This window comes from Jeotgalibaca sp. MA1X17-3, from assembly GCF_021513155.1.
Lineage (GTDB): Bacteria > Bacillota > Bacilli > Lactobacillales > Aerococcaceae > Jeotgalibaca.
This window is the reverse complement of sequence record NZ_CP090983.1, coordinates 729,571-745,044: the sequence shown is the minus strand read 5'-3', so window position 1 is coordinate 745,044 and position 15,474 is coordinate 729,571. Positions and strand designations below refer to the sequence as shown.

Below are 15,474 nucleotides of genomic sequence, written 5' to 3'. Positions count from 1 at the left end.
ATTTATATTAATCTTCAATTACCTTAACAAGGATTCTCCCCTTCATGTTTCCAGCCATTATTTTCTGGAAAGCATTCGGTAATTCTTCTAGACGAACTTCATAATCAATCATCTTTTCTAAGTCGTTCGGTTTCAAATCACTACCCAAACGATTCCAAAGTGCCAATCGTTTTTCCATTGGATACTCTACCGAATCAATTCCCAACAGTTTAATCCCTCTTAATATAAATGGTAAAACAGTAGCTTGAAAATTTATACCGCCTGCATTTCCGCTTAATGCTACAGAGCCACCGTATTGTAATTGTGCTAAGTAATCGGCGAGAGAGTCTCCTCCTACTGGATCAATGATGGCTTGCCATCTTTGTTTAGCTAGAGGGCGCTTTTTAGGTAGCTGTCCTTCATCTGGACTAATGATCTCGTCTGCACCTAAGGAATGTAAATAATCGCTCTCCGTGTCCTTTTTACGCGATTCAGCGATGGTTGTATAATTCAAGTTTTTCAACATTTTTATCGCCATACCACCTAAACCACCAGAAGCTCCACGAATCAAGACCGGACCATTTGCTACATCCATCCCTTGTTCTTCTAATGCAACAATCGATTCACCTGCTGTAAAGCCAGCTGTCCCTAGAATCATCGATTCTCGCACGCTAAGGCCTTTTGGTAATGGAATCACCCATTCAGCTGGAACACGTGCATATTCGCTGTAACCGCCATATTGGGACACTCCTAAGCCATAATTTGTTACGATCACTTGATCGCCAACTTCTAATAAGTCTGTTTGGGATTCTGCTACTTCTCCACTCAAATCAATTCCTAATATGAATGGATAGTTTCGAACTACTCCACTTTTTGAATTTGTAGCTGCTAGTCCATCTTTATAATTCACACTGGAGTAATGTACCTTTATTAACACCGAACCTTCTTGCAGTTCTGTTTTCTTAGTTGGTTTAACTTCTAATTGAATGTCACTTTCACCTTTTGCAGTTGCCCATAAAGCTTTAAATGATTCCATTCATCTGTCTCCTTTTTATTTCAATTAATTTTCATAATAGCATAATGTATAGATGAAAAAAGTAGGTTTTAAGGATTATCAATACTTTTCCTTAAATTGGTCATCATAATACACTTCCATTAAGTAGAGTCCTTGGCCTGAAGCAGTAGGTCCCGCTTCGTTACGGTCCTTTACTTTCAAGAGTCGATCCATTTCTTCCACGGGTCGCATCCCATCCGCAATTTGGAGTCCAGTTCCTACAAAAATCCGGACCATATTATAAAGAAATCCATTCCCAACAAAGGTAAAAACTAGTTCATTTTTTTCTTTATCGATTCGACAAGATGCTTCATAAACCGTTCGTACCTTATTTTCTTTCGTCGTTTTTGTCGAACAAAAACTAGTAAAATCATGTTCGCCGACTACTTTAGCCAATGCTTCTTGTAAATTTTCTAGATTAATTTGATAAGGATGGTGTAGCGTATAGAGTCGTTTAAATGGATCGGGAAATCGATTTAAATCGACCCGATACACATATTTTTTTCCTTTTGCTCCGAAACGAGAGTGAAAGTCTTGACTGACTTGTTCTGCTTCTAGAATTAAGATATCTGCTGGAAGTATGCTATTGAGAGCTCTTTGTAGGTGAACTGGTTCAATATCAACTGGACAATCAAAATGAATCACTTGTCCACAAGCATGAACTCCTGAATCCGTTCGACCAGATCCTTGTATTGGAATCGTGTGTCCTTTGAACATCTTTTTTAGTGCTTTTTGAATTTCAGCTTGGACACTATTCCCATTTTTTTGTATTTGATACCCCACATAATTGGTTCCATCATATTGAACTGTACATTTGTATCGTTGGATCGGCATAATTCACCTTCCTTTCATTTTCTCTTTTTTAAATAGAAAAGCCCGGACAAAATCTCTCCGGGTTTTTTGAATTTCGTTTATGTTCGTAAAAATATTAACAGGACCGTAAGGAGTAGAAAAGCCGCCATTGCTAGATTATCGCGTCCTTGCCAATCAAGCAGACGGAATTTTGTACGCCCTTCTCCTCCTTGGTATCCTCTTGCTTCCATAGCATTTGCCAGTTCATCTGCACGATTAAATGAGCTTACAAACAGAGGTACCAAAATCGGTGTTACAGACTTCATTTGTTGGATAATATTTCCCTCTCCAAAGTCCACACCTCGAGCTCGTTGTGCATTCATAATTTTGGTTGCTTCATCCATTAATGTAGGGACAAAGCGCAAGGCGATGGAAAGCATCAATGCAATCTCATGTACCGGTACTTTCCATTTTTTTAATGGATTCAGTAGGGATTCAATTGCATCCGTTAATGATAGAGGCATCGTTGTTAACGTAAGCAATGTAGACATAAAAATAATGAGCACAAAACGCATAAAGATAAAGGCTCCATTTAATAATCCAAAGGAAGTAATATGAATGATTCCCCAACTAAAGTAACTTTCTCCCCCAGTTGTAAAGAGGATTTGTAATATAACCGTAAAAGATATCAACCAAATCAACGGTTTCACGCCATTAATAAATACTTTTATAGGAATATCCGATAAAAAGACACAAAGGAACGTGAATATTGCCATTGCTAAATAGGTAATCCAGTTGTTTGCTAAGAAAATGATAATAATAAAATAAAAAGCACCTATTAGCTTTGCACGTGGATCCATTTTATGAACAAAAGAGGTTCCTTGAATGTATCGACCAAAAAGCATTTTCTCAAGCATTCCAGCCACCTTCTTTCTGAGTAGCTGTTTGTGCATCCGGATTTTTTTCTTGCAATTTAGAAAGTAACACTTCGGCTAATCGCTCTGTACCCAATGGTCGTTGCGTACCAAAATCAATTCCTGTTTTTTCGGAAAACATCTTCAAAAATTGTAAGGAAGACGGTAGCCCTAGTTGTTTTTCTTGTAACCAATCTGCATCTAGAAAAACTTCATCTGGCGTTCCCATTTTTACAACGGTTCCTTTTTCAATAATAACGACATGATCAGCATAGGAAGCTACATCATCCATTTGATGAGTAACCAAGATAATCGAAAGTCCTTTATCTACATGTAAATTATAAAACATATTCATAATTTCACGACGTCCTTCTGGATCTAACCCAGCCGTTGGTTCATCTAAAACCAACACTTCCGGTTGCATCGCTAGTACCCCAGCAATCGCGACACGACGCATTTGACCTCCTGAAAGATCAAAAGGAGAACGCTCCATGAATGTTTCATCTAAACCAACGAGAGGCAATACTTCTTTCACAATACGAAGAGCCTCTTCGTCTGATATACCAAAGTTCTTTGGCCCAAAGGCAATATCCTTTGCTACGGTTTCTTCAAAAAGTTGTGATTCTGGAAATTGGAACACAATTCCCACTTTTTTGCGTAAAAATTTCAGATTTTTATTACTTGTTTGTGAATCAATAGTCAGATCACCAATGGTAACCGTTCCTTCAGTTGGTTTCAAAAGAGCGTTTAAATGTTGGGTAATGGTCGATTTTCCGCTACCAGTATGACCAATCAAAGCTGTATAGCCGTGGTCCGGTATCATTAAGTTTACATCATGCAAAGCACGACTCTCAAATGGTGTTCCTGCTGAATAAGAAAATCCTACATCACGGAAAACAATTTCCATAACCAATCCACCATCCCTTCTTCTGTTAAGTACTCATCGGGAACACTAATTCCTTGACGTTGCAACTGATATTTTAATTTTTCTGGAAACGGGATGTCTAATCCCATTTCTATAATATCTGCACCTACAGCAAATATTTCTTCTGGAGTACCAATTTGTTTGAGTTGTCCTTCTTGCATTACAAAAATACGATTTGCTTTAGCAGCTTCATCGATATCATGGGTAATAGAAATGACGGTTAGGTCACGTTCTTCTTTAATCCGTAAAATCGTTTCGATTACTTCATTGCGCCCTTTTGGATCCAGCATGGTCGTTGCTTCATCTAAAATAATAATGTCGGGAGCCAAGGCAATAATCCCAGCAATCGCTACACGTTGTTTTTGTCCGCCAGAAAGACGAGCAGGTTCTTTATCAATGAATTCTGTCATGTTTACTGCTTCAACAGCATTTTCTACTCGAGTAATCATTTGCTCGCGAGGAATGCCAATATTTTCTAATCCAAAGGCTACATCATCTTGAACTGTAGAACCAACAAATTGATTATCTGGGTTTTGAAAAACCATTCCCACCTTGCGACGAACGTCCCACACTGTTTCCGTAGAAAGTGGAACTCCCCCTAATACTACTTCTCCAGAATTTGCTTCTATTAAACCATTAATTGTTTTTGCTAATGTCGACTTACCAGAGCCGTTCGGTCCAATTATTGCAATCCATTCCCCTTTATTAATGGAAAAAGAAACGTCATTTAATGCAGGACGAAGATCTTCTTCTGAATAAGTAAAAGATATATTTTTTAATTGGATTATTTCTTCCATCCTTAACCCTACTTCCTTTTACATACCAAATACATTGGTGTCATTATCATTCTTACCGATCATTCAACTTTTTATAAAGCTTTTTGCTTTCTTCGACTTTCATGGAGAGTCGGCACCCATATTTAACACTTATATAGTATACTTGAAAGTTAGCAAAAATGCATTATTAGAAAGGGTTCCTGTATAATTAAAAAATAAAAGGGGTGTTCTATTTATGGGTGTAATCTATGGTGATTTATATTCTGATACATTAGGGTTAAATATAAGTTACTCCGCTATTCTTCCAGAAAAAGTTCCGGGGCCGTATCCAGTTCTATACTTATTACACGGAAAGTCCGGAGATGAAAAATCTTGGATCCATAATACTTCTCTCGTTCGTTATGCTTCTAAATATAATATAGCTATTTTAATGCCTCAAGTACATCTGAGTTACTATACAGACATGGCAGTTGGTGGTAACTATTGGACCTTTTTAACTGAAGAATTTCCTCGTAAAATGCAAAATCAATTTCGGTTGTCTACTCATAAAAAAGATACATTTGTGGCCGGCTTTTCAATGGGAGGATATGGAGCAATAAAGTTTGCATTACAATTTCCTGAACGATTTGCTGGTGCAGCTTCTCTTTCCGGTGCGTTGGATGTGGTCATGCGTTGGGAACAAGACTCTAACAGAGATACAGAACTGAAGCCTATATTTGGTAGTCTAGAACGATTAAAAGATTCAGAGAATGACTTAGTCCATCTGATTAAAAACATGCCACATACCGAAGATATGCCTGCTCTCTTACAAATCATTGGTACAGAAGATTTTTTGTATAAATCGAATCTCCATTTTCGAGATGAAATCAATAAAAGAACCGATTTAAACCTCCATCATCAGTTTATTGAAGAAGCTGGAACGCACTCTTGGTCCTTTTGGGATCATCATATTCAAACTACTCTAAAATGGATGGATCATTTACTCAATCAAAAAATCTAAAAGAACACAAAAAATCCCAAGTGACTATGATCACTTGGGATTTTTTTGAACGGGTTATGGGTAACCACTGATTAGAAAAAAAAATAGAGCTGAACATTTCTAGTTCATACTCACAAAGCATCTTTATTACAAATGGTGAGCACCCTACGAGAATGATTCCATTCTCGTAAAATGTCACGAGCTAGACTTTAACCTCTCGACCTAAAAAGGGAAAGATCAACATCATAACGCTCTTTTCATCTGAAAATCACAAAAAGTACTTGACGCACAATTTGATTAAACTAATTCAATAATAACCATTGGTGCAGAATCTCCACGACGGGGTTCTGTTTTCATGATACGAGTGTATCCACCTTGGCGATCAGCATAACGATCAGCTAAACCATTGAATAATTTTTGCAAAGCAGACTCGATAACAATATCTTCGCCTTCTTCACGAACATCAGCTACTTCGTTACGAACAAACTGCGCTGCCATACGGCGTGCAGCTAAGTCGCCACGCTTGCCCAATGTAATCATCTTTTCAGTCGTTCTACGGATTTCTTTAGCACGAGCTTCCGTTGTAACAATGCGTTCGTTAATCAACAAATCTGTTGTCAAATCACGTAACATTGCTTTTCTTTGGGAACTTGTACGTCCTAGTTTACGATAAGCCATTTTGGGTAATCCTCCTTTGCTGCAGTACTAGTCTTCGTGACGTAGGGACAATTCTAATTCGTCCAATTTATTCTTCACTTCTTCAAGTGATTTACGTCCGAGATTACGCACTTTAATCATTTCTGCTTCTGACTTGTCAGTCAGCTCTTGAATAGTATTGATTCCTGCGCGTTTCAAACAGTTATAAGAACGTACAGAAAGGTCTAGTTCTTCAATCGTCATTTCAAGCATTTTCTCTTTTTGAGTTTCTTCTTTTTCTACCATGATTTCCGCTTTACGAGCTTGATCGGTAAGATTGACGAAGATGTTTAAATGCTCGGTTAGGATTTTGGCAGCTAAACTAACTGCTTCTTCCGGGCTGACAGAACCATCTGTCCATACATCTAAAGTTAATTTATCATATACATTCTTTTGACCAATACGAGTGTTTTCCACTTGATAGTTCACTTTTTTTACAGGTGTAAAAATAGAGTCTACCGGAATCACACCAATAGGCATATCGTCCGTTTTATTATGTTCGGAACGAATATATCCACGGCCATTTTTTGCGTCCATACGCACATGTAATTGTGCACCTTCAGCAACTGTACATATATATAAATCAGGGTTTAAGATTTCTACATCACTGTCATGATTGATGTCCGCTGCCGTTACGACTGCAGGACCTTTTACATCGATTTCGATAGTCTTATCTTCTTGCGAATAAAATTTCAAAGCCAATTGTTTAATGTTCAAGACGATTTGTGTTACGTCTTCCAACACACCATCAATGGTTGAAAATTCATGTAGTACGCCGTCGATTTGAATGGTCGATACAGCAGTACCAGGCAAAGAAGAAAGCAAAATACGACGTAATGAGTTGCCAAGTGTTGTCCCATATCCCCGTTCAAGTGGTTCTACAACGAATTTGCCAAATGTTGCACCTTCGCTGATCTCAATCGTTTCAATTCTTGGTTTTTCAATTTCGATCATATGTCAATTTACCCCTTTCAAAACGGTTCGTTCATCATAGTGAGTCCATTGCGAATTAATATATTTTTTATACAAACTGCAATTATACGCGACGACGTTTTGGTGGGCGGCATCCGTTATGTGGAATTGGAGTTACGTCACGAATGGCAGTAACTTCTAAACCAGTTGCTTGTAATGAACGAATTGCAGCTTCGCGTCCTGAACCAGGACCTTTAACAGCAACTTCTACTGATTTCATTCCATGTTCCATACATACTTTTGCTGCGGCTTCAGCAGCCATTTGAGCAGCGAAAGGAGTGGATTTACGAGACCCTCTAAAACCTAACGCACCAGCGGATGACCATGAAACGGCATTTCCGTGTACATCTGTAATCATTACGATTGTATTGTTAAAAGTAGAGCGAATATGTGCTACGCCCGACTCAATATTTTTTCTTACACGACGTTTTCGAGTTGCTTTTTTAACCATGAAGTGTTAACCTCCTTCACTTATATTATTTTTTCTTGCTGACTACTGATTTCAAAGGACCTTTACGAGTGCGTGCATTGTTTTTTGTGTTTTGTCCACGAACAGGTAATCCACGACGGTGGCGAATTCCTCTGTATGAACCAATTTCAATCAAACGTTTGATGTTTAGGTTTACTTCACGACGAAGGTCACCTTCAATTTTCAACTTGTCAACTTCTTGACGAATGCGATCTAGTTCATCGTTTGTTAAATCACGTACACGGGTTTCTTCAGATACATCTGCTCTTTCCAAAAGTTTTTGTGCAGTTGTATTTCCAATTCCGTAAATGTAAGTCAATGATATAACGATGCGTTTGTCACGCGGAATATCTACTCCAGCTATACGAGCCATTTATTGGCACCTCCTTGTTATTATCCTTGGCGTTGTTTGTGTTTAGGGTTTTCACAAATCACCATTACACGACCATTTCTGCGAACAACCTTACATTTCTCGCAAATAGGTTTTACTGATGCTCTAACTTTCATTACTTTTCCCTCCTTAAAGTGATGGAGTGCAATTATTTAAATCGATACGTGATACGACCGCGAGTAAGATCATACGGGGATAATTCCACCGTTACTTTATCGCCTGGCAGAATGCGGATATAGTGCATTCTAATTTTACCTGATACGTGCGCTAGCACAATATGGCCATTCTCAAGTTCAACCTTAAACATTGCATTGGGCAACGTTTCAACGACTAATCCTTCAATTTCAATGACATCGTCTTTCGCCAATCCTCTAACCTCCTAACATTCTGTTGCGCTGTTTTAATCTCTTGTCTTGGTTATTTTATACTAACTGTTAGATTATATCATAAAATCAAGAGTTAAACAAGCTTAGCCAATGAGGCTTTGGATTTCTGAAAAAACATTTTCAATTCCGATTTCGCCGTTGACAGTGTGTAACAATCCCTTTTCAGAATAAAATTCTAGAATTGGTTTTGATTGTTCTAAATTCACACGAATACGATTTTCGACGGTTTCTGGCTTGTCGTCTTCCCTTTGATATAAGTCATGTGAACCACAACGATCACAAACACCTTCAACTTTTGTTGGATGGTTAGTTAAATGATACGTGGCACCACAATTTCGACATATAATACGACCGGTCAAACGGGCTTTTAACACATCGGGATTTACTTCAATGTTGATAACAGCATCGATGTTTTTTCTAAGTTCAGACATGATTTTGTCCAAAGCTTTTGCTTGCACCAATGTTCGGGGGAATCCATCCAATAAGAATCCATTTTTTGTGTCTTCTTCTTGAAGTCTTTCCTTCACAATACCGTTTGTTACTTCGTCAGGAACTAGCTCGCCTTGATCCATATAGGATTTAGCTTGCTTTCCTAATTCTGTTCCATTTTGCATTGCGGCACGAAACATGTCACCTGTTGAGATATGCGGAATACCGTAAACATCAACAATGCGCTCTGCTTGTGTACCTTTCCCTGCACCGGGAAGTCCTGTGATAATCAGGTTCTTCATTTTCTGCCTCCTCATTTGCAAGAGTGTGGTGGGGGCAAGCCCCGCACACAACTTACTTTTGAATAAAACCTTGATAATTACGTTTCACCATTCGGCCTTCAATTTGACGAGTAGTTTCTAAAGCAGTTCCTACTATAATCAAAAGACTGGTTCCTCCAAGTGCCAATGAATCTGGCAAGTTCCATAACGCCGAAGCAATGATCGGCAATAAGGCTATAAGGCCAAGAAATAATGCTCCAACCGTACTTAGACGCATCAACAAACTGGTGATGTAGTCTTCTGTACTTTTACCCGGACGTACACTTGGAATATACCCTCCGGATTTTTGAAGGTTTTCTGCCATCTTTTCAGGGTTAATCTGGATAAGGGCATAGAAATACGTGAAAACAACAATCAGAATCGTATAAAAAATAGCTCCGACTGGTTCACGATAGTTAAATACTGTATTCAGTACCTGATACCAAGTTGCATTTGCATAATTAGCAGCAAAGAATCCTAAGATTGTTTGCGGAGTCATCATGAATGAACTGGCAAAGATTACTGGAATTACTCCAGCTGAATTAATCTTCAATGGCAAGTGGGCAGTTTGATTGGATCCAGCAGCCCGTTTGGAATACTGAATCGGAATCCTACGTTCCGCTTGTTGCATATAGATTGTAAAAATGACTACGAGTAGCATAGCAATAGCCAGTGCAACACTAAACAGAATATTTCTGGTCAGGTTGTCCCCGGCGTCTACAAATCGATCATTATAAAAAGTGGTTAAATCAGCAGGTATACGAGCAACTATACCGGAAAAGATTAATAAAGAAGTACCATTTCCAATACCGTTCATAGTTATGGCGTCACCCAAGAAGATGACAAACATAGAACCGGCTGTCATGATTAAAGCAATCATGAGATAAGTTGTAGTTCCTGGATTCCGAACTAATCCGAAATCGGATAGTTGGTTAAAACCAATTGAGATCCCAATCGACTGAACAAAAGCTAAAACAACTGCTAAGTATTTTGTTGCTTGGTTCAGTTTTCTTCTTCCAACTTCACCTTGTTTAGACCATTCTGTAAACCGTGGAATAATATCCATTTGTAACAGTTGGACAACAATAGAAGCTGTGATATAAGGAGAAACACCCATTGCGAAGATGGAGTACTGACTAAGCGCTCCACCGCCGAACGTGTTCAAAAGACTAAACAAGCCTGTTGATGCTAAATTTGTGATAGCACTCGCATCTACACCAGGAACTGTTATTTGTGTTCCAATACGGAATACAATTAACATACTTAATGTAAATAGGATTCTGTTTCTAATGTCTTTCACCTGAAATGCATTTTTCAGAAGAGTAAACATTAGATCACCTCAACAGTTCCACCTGCAGCTTCAATTGCTTCCTTAGCTGCGTTGGAGAATTTATGTGCTTTGACTGTAAGTTTTTTCTCAACAGTACCTTGGCCTAGAACTTTGACGCCGGATTTTTCATCTCGGACAACTCCGCTTTCAACAAGTAGTGCTGGTGTTACTTCCGTTCCTTCATCAAAACGGTTCAAAGTTTCTAAATTCACGATTGCATAGTCTTTACGGTTAATATTTGTAAAACCACGTTTTGGAATACGACGGAATAATGGTGTTTGTCCACCTTCAAATCCTAGTCTTACTCCTCCACCTGAACGAGCTTTTTGACCTTTATGTCCTCGTCCTGAAGTTTTACCATTACCGGATGACGATCCGCGACCTACGCGATTACGTTCTTTACGAGATCCTTCTGCTGGTTGTAATTCATGAAGTTTCATAGTTGCTTGGCACCTCCTTCATTTAAAATCAAATTATTTAACTTCTTCTACTTCTATTAAATGGCTTACTGTGTTAATCATACCAACGATTGCATCGTTAGCAGGTTTTACTACAGATTTACCAATTTTGGATAATCCCAAAGCCTTAACTGTATCTTTTTGGTTTTGAGGACGTCCAATCACGCTGCGCTTTAAAGTAATTTTAAATTCTGCCATTGTAGGTCCTCCTTATCCTGTAATTTCTTCTACGCTTTTACCGCGTAAAGCAGCAATTTCTTCTGCTTTTTTCAATTGTTGTAATCCATCAATTGTTGCACGAACAGTGTTAATTGGAGTACTTGATCCAAGAGATTTTGATGTGATGTCAGCAATTCCTGCCAATTCAATAACGGCACGAACTGGTCCACCAGCAGAAACTCCAGAACCGGCAATAGCAGGTTTCAACATTACGTTTCCACCACTATATGTTCCAATAACTTCATGAGGAATAGATGATCCTACCATAGGAACTTCCATCAAGTTCTTTTTAGCAGATTCAATTGCTTTACGAATCGCTTCTGGAACTTCATTTGCTTTCCCTGTACCAAATCCAACATGTCCGTTCTTGTCTCCGACAACAACTAGAGCAGCAAAGCGGAGTTTACGTCCACCTTTTACAACTTTTGTTACACGATTAATCGCAACAACGCGATCTTCTAAATCTAAATGAGTTGGGTCAATATATACCATGTGTGGTTATCCTCCTTTTCTTAGAATTCTAGTCCATTTTCGCGGGCAGCTTCAGCCAAAGCTTGTACACGGCCATGGTACAGATATCCACCACGGTCAAATTTGACTTGTTTAATATCTTTTTCTTGAGCACGTTCAGCAATGATTTTACCAATTGCAGTAGCGCTATCTGTTTTTGTTACACTCTCAGTTAAATCTTTCTTACTAGAGGCACTTGCTAGCGTCACACCCGCTACGTCATCAATTAATTGAGCGTAGATGTGTTTATTAGAACGGTATACATTCAAGCGTGGGCACTCAGCAGTACCAGAAATTTTTCTTCTTACTCGTGCATGTCTCGATTGACGCACTTTGTTTTTATCTGGTTTATTTATCACAATGGTCACCTCTTTTTTTATTAGGATGTCAACTCGCGTACAGAAGGTTCTGGTTATTATTTACCAGTTTTACCTTCTTTACGACGGATGATTTCGTTAGAGTATTTAATACCTTTACCTTTATATGGCTCTGGTGGGCGTACTCCACGGATGTTAGCTGCTAATGCGCCAACTTTTTCTTTATCACTACCAGAAATAACTAAGTGTGTGTTTGTAGTAACTTCTACGTTTACACCCTCTGCTGGAGTGAATTCTACTGGGTGAGAGTAACCAACGTTCAATACAAGTTTATTTCCTTGTAATTGAGCACGGTAACCAACCCCAATTAAATCTAATTCTTTTTGAATCCTTCAGAAACACCCACTACCATGTTGTTAAACAAAGCACGGACAGTTCCGTGGATAGATTTCGTGAATTTTTCTTCATTTGGACGAGTAAAAGTAACAATGTTATCTTCCACATTCATCGTAATCAAATGACTAAGTGTTTGTGTTAGTTCACCTTTAGGTCCTTTTACAGTAACAGTGTTTCCTTCTCGACTAACGGTTACGCCAGCTGGAATTTCTACTAGTTTATTACCAATACGACTCACAGGGCTGCACCTCCTTCTATTTTTTTAGGTTGGAAATATTGGATTACCAAATGTAAGCCAATACTTCTCCACCAATATTTTTGGATCTTGCTTCTTTGTCAGTTACTAAACCTTCAGAAGTGGATACAATAGCAATTCCCAAACCGTTTAATACACGGGGAACCTCGCCAGTTTTTGCATACACACGCAAACCTGGTTTAGAGATGCGCTTCAATCCGGTAATGACACGTTCTTTTTCTTTGCCGTATTTCATGAATACGCGAATAACGTTTTGTTTGTCATCTTCAATGACTTCATAGTTTTTAATAAATCCTTCTTTTTTAAGGATGTTAGCAATATCTATTTTAATTTTTGATGCAGGTACTTCCAAACTAGCATGGCGAACCATGTTTGCGTTACGAATACGAGTAAGGAAATCTGCGATTGGATCTGTCATAACCATTTAGTTTTTACCTCCTTCATGCGGGAATGGCTGATTACCAGCTTGCTTTCTTCATGCCTGGGATTTGTCCTTTATAAGCCAGTTCACGTAAGCAAATGCGGCAGAGCTTGAATTTGCGATAAACGGAATGTGGACGGCCACAACGTTCACAACGTGTATAAGCTTGTGTTGAGAATTTTGCAGGACGTTTGTTTTTTGCAATCATGGATTTTTTGGCCAAGTCTTTTCGCCTCCTTTGCTTATTTTTGGAATGGCATTCCTAATTGTGTCAATAGTTCTCTTGACTCTTCATCAGTGTCTGCAGTCGTTACAATAACGATATCCATTCCACGAACTTTGTCTACTCGGTCGTAGTCAACTTCAGGGAAAATCAATTGTTCTTTTACACCCAATGTGTAGTTTCCGCGTCCGTCGAAGGAACGTTTGCTTATGCCGCGGAAATCGCGCACACGTGGCAAGGAAACAGTCACAAGTTTGTCCAAGAAGTCATACATTCTTTCTCCGCGAAGAGTAACTTTCGTACCAATAGCCATACCTTCACGTAAACGGAATGCAGCAATTGATTTCTTAGCATATGTAATAATTGGTTTTTGACCAGAGATCAAAGTCAATTCTTCCACTGCTTTATCAAGGTTTTTTGCATTTGCTACAGCATCGCCAACACCCATGTTGATAACAATTTTATCTACTTTAGGTACTTGCATTACGGATGAGTAGTCAAATTTTTCCATCAAAGATGGTGTAATTTCATTTTTGTATTTTTCTTTCAAACGGTTCATTAGATGAGCTCCTCCTTCCTTTAAAAATTAGTCAATGATTTCGCCAGTTTTTTTGGAAACACGGACTTTTTTACCATCTTCTATTTTGTAGCTTACTTTGGTAGGTTCACCTGTTTTAGCATCAATCAGCATTACGTTCGAAACGTGGATTGCTGCTTCTTCTTCGATGATTCCGCCGGTGGCATTGGTTTGAGAAGCTTTCTTGTGCTTCTTAGCAATGTTGACACCTTCTACGATTACGCGGTCTCTCTTAGGCATAGTTTTTAGGATTACTCCTTCTTTGCCTTTATCTTTACCGGTAATTACTTTAACTTTATCGCCAGTTTTTACGTGCATGAGTTGTTGCACCTCCTTCGATCATTACAATCATTGCATTTCTTAAAGTACTTCTGGAGCAAGGGAAACAATCTTCATGTAATTGTTGTCACGTAGTTCACGAGCAACAGGTCCAAAGATACGTGTTCCACGTGGGCTCTTATCATCACGGATAATTACACACGCATTTTCGTCAAATTTTATATATGAACCGTCTTTACGGTGAGCGCCTGACTTAGTACGCACGATTACAGCTTTTACAACTTCACCCTTTTTGACAACACCACCGGGTGTAGCTTGTTTAACTGTTGCGACGATTACGTCACCAATGCCAGCAACCTTACGGCCTGATCCACCCAAAACTTTAATAGCTAGGACTTCTCTTGCACCTGAGTTATCGGCAACTTTCAAACGAGATTCTGTTTGTATCACTTCAGTATCCTCCTTCCGGATTAGGAATTCATTCTATTTGGTTAGATGATAACCGATTCTTCCACTATTTCTAGTAAACGGAAGTTTTTTGTTTTAGATAGTGGACGAGTTTCCATAATTTTAACTACGTCACCCATTTTAGCTTGGTTATTTTCATCATGTGTTTTGTACTTTTTAGAGTAACGAACACGTTTACCGTATACTGGATGATTTTTGTATGTAGACACTTCTACAACAATTGTCTTTTCCATCTTATCGGAAACAACAGTGCCTTGGTAGACTTTACGCTTATTACGTTCTTCAGTCATTTCTTAGTTACCTCCTTTGCTGGATTACTGATTTTGCAATTCTTGTTGACGCAACACTGTTTTGATGCGTGCGATTGATTTGCGAACTTCTTTCAGACGGGCTGTATTTTCAAGCTGCCCTGTAGCAAGTTGGAATCGTAGATTGAAAAGCTCTTCTTTAAATTCTTTCTCTTTTTCAATCATCTCAGTAGTGGATAATTCTTTAAGTTCATTAGCTTTCATTCGATTCACCACCAATTTCTGTACGTTTTACTATTTTCGTTTTGATAGGCAATTTGTGAGATGCCAAACGCAAAGCTTCACGTGCTACTTCTTCAGATACGCCGCCTACTTCAAACATGATTTTTCCACGTTTTACTGGGGAAACCCAACCTTCAGGAGCTCCTTTACCGGAGCCCATACGAACACCAATAGCTTTAGATGTATATGATTTATGAGGGAAGATTTTAATCCAAACTTTCCCACCACGTTTCATGTAACGAGTCATTGCAATACGAGCTGCTTCGATTTGACGGTTTGTGATCCATTTAGAATCAACTGCTTGTAAACCATATTCACCAAAAACAACTTCTTTACCACCTTTTGCTTCACCGCGCATTTTTCCACGGAATTCACGACGATGTTTTACACGTTTAGGTACTAACATTG

At 38.7% G+C, this 15,474-nt stretch carries 26 protein-coding genes and 1 pseudogene; 1 reads left to right on the top strand and 26 read right to left on the bottom strand.

The window, feature by feature from the left end; genetic code table 11:
* Window positions 1-7: 7 nt before the first annotated feature.
* From LZ578_RS03745 to LZ578_RS03725, 5 genes are all read right to left on the bottom strand, one after another.
* The gene (locus tag LZ578_RS03745) at window positions 8-1,015 is read right to left on the bottom strand and encodes an acryloyl-CoA reductase (protein WP_235145997.1); all 1,008 of its coding nucleotides are present in this window, start codon (window positions 1,013-1,015) and stop codon (window positions 8-10) included.
* A 78-nt stretch (window positions 1,016-1,093) separates the two neighbouring features.
* Window positions 1,094-1,867 carry a tRNA pseudouridine(38-40) synthase TruA gene (gene truA / locus LZ578_RS03740; RefSeq protein WP_235145996.1) on the bottom strand — a complete coding sequence of 258 codons (774 nt, stop codon included), beginning with the start codon at window positions 1,865-1,867 and terminating at the stop codon, window positions 1,094-1,096.
* Between the two features lie 77 nt (window positions 1,868-1,944).
* On the bottom strand, window positions 1,945-2,742 hold the full coding sequence (locus tag LZ578_RS03735) for an energy-coupling factor transporter transmembrane protein EcfT (protein WP_235145995.1): 798 nt from the start codon (window positions 2,740-2,742) through the stop codon (window positions 1,945-1,947).
* Window positions 2,735-3,646, bottom strand: a complete 912-nt coding sequence (locus tag LZ578_RS03730) for an energy-coupling factor ABC transporter ATP-binding protein (protein ID WP_235145994.1) — start codon at window positions 3,644-3,646, stop codon at window positions 2,735-2,737. The genes LZ578_RS03735 and LZ578_RS03730 overlap by 8 nt, the downstream gene beginning before the upstream one ends.
* Window positions 3,622-4,461 (bottom strand): energy-coupling factor ABC transporter ATP-binding protein, encoded by an 840-nt coding sequence (locus LZ578_RS03725; protein WP_235145993.1) that lies wholly within the window; start codon window positions 4,459-4,461, stop codon window positions 3,622-3,624. The genes LZ578_RS03730 and LZ578_RS03725 overlap by 25 nt, the downstream gene beginning before the upstream one ends.
* A 214-nt stretch (window positions 4,462-4,675) precedes the next feature.
* Between LZ578_RS03725 and LZ578_RS03720 the strand changes: the two genes are divergently transcribed.
* Window positions 4,676-5,440, top strand: coding sequence for an alpha/beta hydrolase family protein (locus LZ578_RS03720; RefSeq protein ID WP_235145992.1), 765 nt, complete (start codon window positions 4,676-4,678; stop codon window positions 5,438-5,440).
* Between the two features lie 276 nt (window positions 5,441-5,716).
* On the opposite strand, the gene rplQ is transcribed toward LZ578_RS03720, so the two are convergent.
* The 21 genes and pseudogenes from rplQ to rplP all read right to left on the bottom strand — a co-directional run bounded on the left by rplQ (window position 5,717) and on the right by rplP (window position 15,472).
* Window positions 5,717-6,097 carry a 50S ribosomal protein L17 gene (gene rplQ, locus LZ578_RS03715; RefSeq protein ID WP_235145991.1) on the bottom strand — a complete coding sequence of 127 codons (381 nt, stop codon included), beginning with the start codon at window positions 6,095-6,097 and terminating at the stop codon, window positions 5,717-5,719.
* 27 nt (window positions 6,098-6,124) lie between these two features.
* Window positions 6,125-7,069, bottom strand: coding sequence for a DNA-directed RNA polymerase subunit alpha (locus LZ578_RS03710; RefSeq protein ID WP_235145990.1), 945 nt, complete (start codon window positions 7,067-7,069; stop codon window positions 6,125-6,127).
* Window positions 7,070-7,151: 82 nt separating this feature from the next.
* Window positions 7,152-7,538, bottom strand: a complete 387-nt coding sequence (gene rpsK / locus LZ578_RS03705; protein ID WP_235145989.1) for a 30S ribosomal protein S11 — start codon at window positions 7,536-7,538, stop codon at window positions 7,152-7,154.
* A gap of 25 nt (window positions 7,539-7,563) precedes the next feature.
* Window positions 7,564-7,929 (bottom strand): 30S ribosomal protein S13, encoded by a 366-nt coding sequence (gene rpsM, locus LZ578_RS03700; RefSeq protein WP_235145988.1) that lies wholly within the window; start codon window positions 7,927-7,929, stop codon window positions 7,564-7,566.
* A 20-nt stretch (window positions 7,930-7,949) separates the two neighbouring features.
* Window positions 7,950-8,063 (bottom strand): 50S ribosomal protein L36, encoded by a 114-nt coding sequence (gene rpmJ, locus LZ578_RS03695; RefSeq protein WP_235145987.1) that lies wholly within the window; start codon window positions 8,061-8,063, stop codon window positions 7,950-7,952.
* A 32-nt stretch (window positions 8,064-8,095) separates the two neighbouring features.
* Entirely contained in the window at window positions 8,096-8,314 is a 219-nt protein-coding gene (infA, locus tag LZ578_RS03690) for a translation initiation factor IF-1 (RefSeq protein ID WP_235145986.1), read from the bottom strand.
* Between the two features lie 102 nt (window positions 8,315-8,416).
* On the bottom strand, window positions 8,417-9,064 hold the full coding sequence (locus tag LZ578_RS03685) for an adenylate kinase (RefSeq protein WP_235145985.1): 648 nt from the start codon (window positions 9,062-9,064) through the stop codon (window positions 8,417-8,419).
* 52 nt (window positions 9,065-9,116) lie between these two features.
* Window positions 9,117-10,412 carry a preprotein translocase subunit SecY gene (secY, locus tag LZ578_RS03680; protein ID WP_235145984.1) on the bottom strand — a complete coding sequence of 432 codons (1,296 nt, stop codon included), beginning with the start codon at window positions 10,410-10,412 and terminating at the stop codon, window positions 9,117-9,119.
* Window positions 10,412-10,852: a 50S ribosomal protein L15 gene (rplO, locus tag LZ578_RS03675; protein ID WP_235145983.1), complete on the bottom strand. Its 441-nt coding sequence runs from the start codon at window positions 10,850-10,852 to the stop codon at window positions 10,412-10,414. The genes secY and rplO overlap by 1 nt, the downstream gene beginning before the upstream one ends.
* A gap of 33 nt (window positions 10,853-10,885) precedes the next feature.
* The gene (gene rpmD, locus LZ578_RS03670; protein ID WP_235145982.1) at window positions 10,886-11,068 is read right to left on the bottom strand and encodes a 50S ribosomal protein L30; all 183 of its coding nucleotides are present in this window, start codon (window positions 11,066-11,068) and stop codon (window positions 10,886-10,888) included.
* Between the two features lie 12 nt (window positions 11,069-11,080).
* Complete coding sequence (rpsE, locus tag LZ578_RS03665) at window positions 11,081-11,581, bottom strand: 30S ribosomal protein S5 (RefSeq protein ID WP_235145981.1); 501 nt, start codon at window positions 11,579-11,581, stop codon at window positions 11,081-11,083.
* Between the two features lie 20 nt (window positions 11,582-11,601).
* Window positions 11,602-11,967 carry a 50S ribosomal protein L18 gene (rplR, locus tag LZ578_RS03660; RefSeq protein WP_311198592.1) on the bottom strand — a complete coding sequence of 122 codons (366 nt, stop codon included), beginning with the start codon at window positions 11,965-11,967 and terminating at the stop codon, window positions 11,602-11,604.
* Between the two features lie 47 nt (window positions 11,968-12,014).
* Window positions 12,015-12,550 (bottom strand): annotated as a pseudogene (gene rplF, locus LZ578_RS03655) (50S ribosomal protein L6).
* A 43-nt stretch (window positions 12,551-12,593) separates the two neighbouring features.
* Window positions 12,594-12,992, bottom strand: coding sequence for a 30S ribosomal protein S8 (rpsH, locus tag LZ578_RS03650; RefSeq protein WP_235145979.1), 399 nt, complete (start codon window positions 12,990-12,992; stop codon window positions 12,594-12,596).
* Between the two features lie 34 nt (window positions 12,993-13,026).
* Window positions 13,027-13,212 (bottom strand): type Z 30S ribosomal protein S14, encoded by a 186-nt coding sequence (locus tag LZ578_RS03645; RefSeq protein ID WP_235145978.1) that lies wholly within the window; start codon window positions 13,210-13,212, stop codon window positions 13,027-13,029.
* Window positions 13,213-13,231: 19 nt separating this feature from the next.
* On the bottom strand, window positions 13,232-13,771 hold the full coding sequence (rplE, locus tag LZ578_RS03640; protein ID WP_235145977.1) for a 50S ribosomal protein L5: 540 nt from the start codon (window positions 13,769-13,771) through the stop codon (window positions 13,232-13,234).
* A gap of 27 nt (window positions 13,772-13,798) precedes the next feature.
* Complete coding sequence (gene rplX, locus LZ578_RS03635; protein ID WP_235145976.1) at window positions 13,799-14,107, bottom strand: 50S ribosomal protein L24; 309 nt, start codon at window positions 14,105-14,107, stop codon at window positions 13,799-13,801.
* A 42-nt stretch (window positions 14,108-14,149) separates the two neighbouring features.
* Window positions 14,150-14,518: a 50S ribosomal protein L14 gene (rplN, locus tag LZ578_RS03630; RefSeq protein WP_235145975.1), complete on the bottom strand. Its 369-nt coding sequence runs from the start codon at window positions 14,516-14,518 to the stop codon at window positions 14,150-14,152.
* Window positions 14,519-14,559: 41 nt separating this feature from the next.
* Entirely contained in the window at window positions 14,560-14,826 is a 267-nt protein-coding gene (rpsQ, locus tag LZ578_RS03625) for a 30S ribosomal protein S17 (RefSeq protein ID WP_235145974.1), read from the bottom strand.
* 24 nt (window positions 14,827-14,850) lie between these two features.
* Window positions 14,851-15,048, bottom strand: a complete 198-nt coding sequence (gene rpmC / locus LZ578_RS03620; RefSeq protein WP_235145973.1) for a 50S ribosomal protein L29 — start codon at window positions 15,046-15,048, stop codon at window positions 14,851-14,853.
* Entirely contained in the window at window positions 15,038-15,472 is a 435-nt protein-coding gene (gene rplP / locus LZ578_RS03615) for a 50S ribosomal protein L16 (RefSeq protein WP_235145972.1), read from the bottom strand. The genes rpmC and rplP overlap by 11 nt, the downstream gene beginning before the upstream one ends.
* Window positions 15,473-15,474 lie beyond the last annotated feature (2 nt).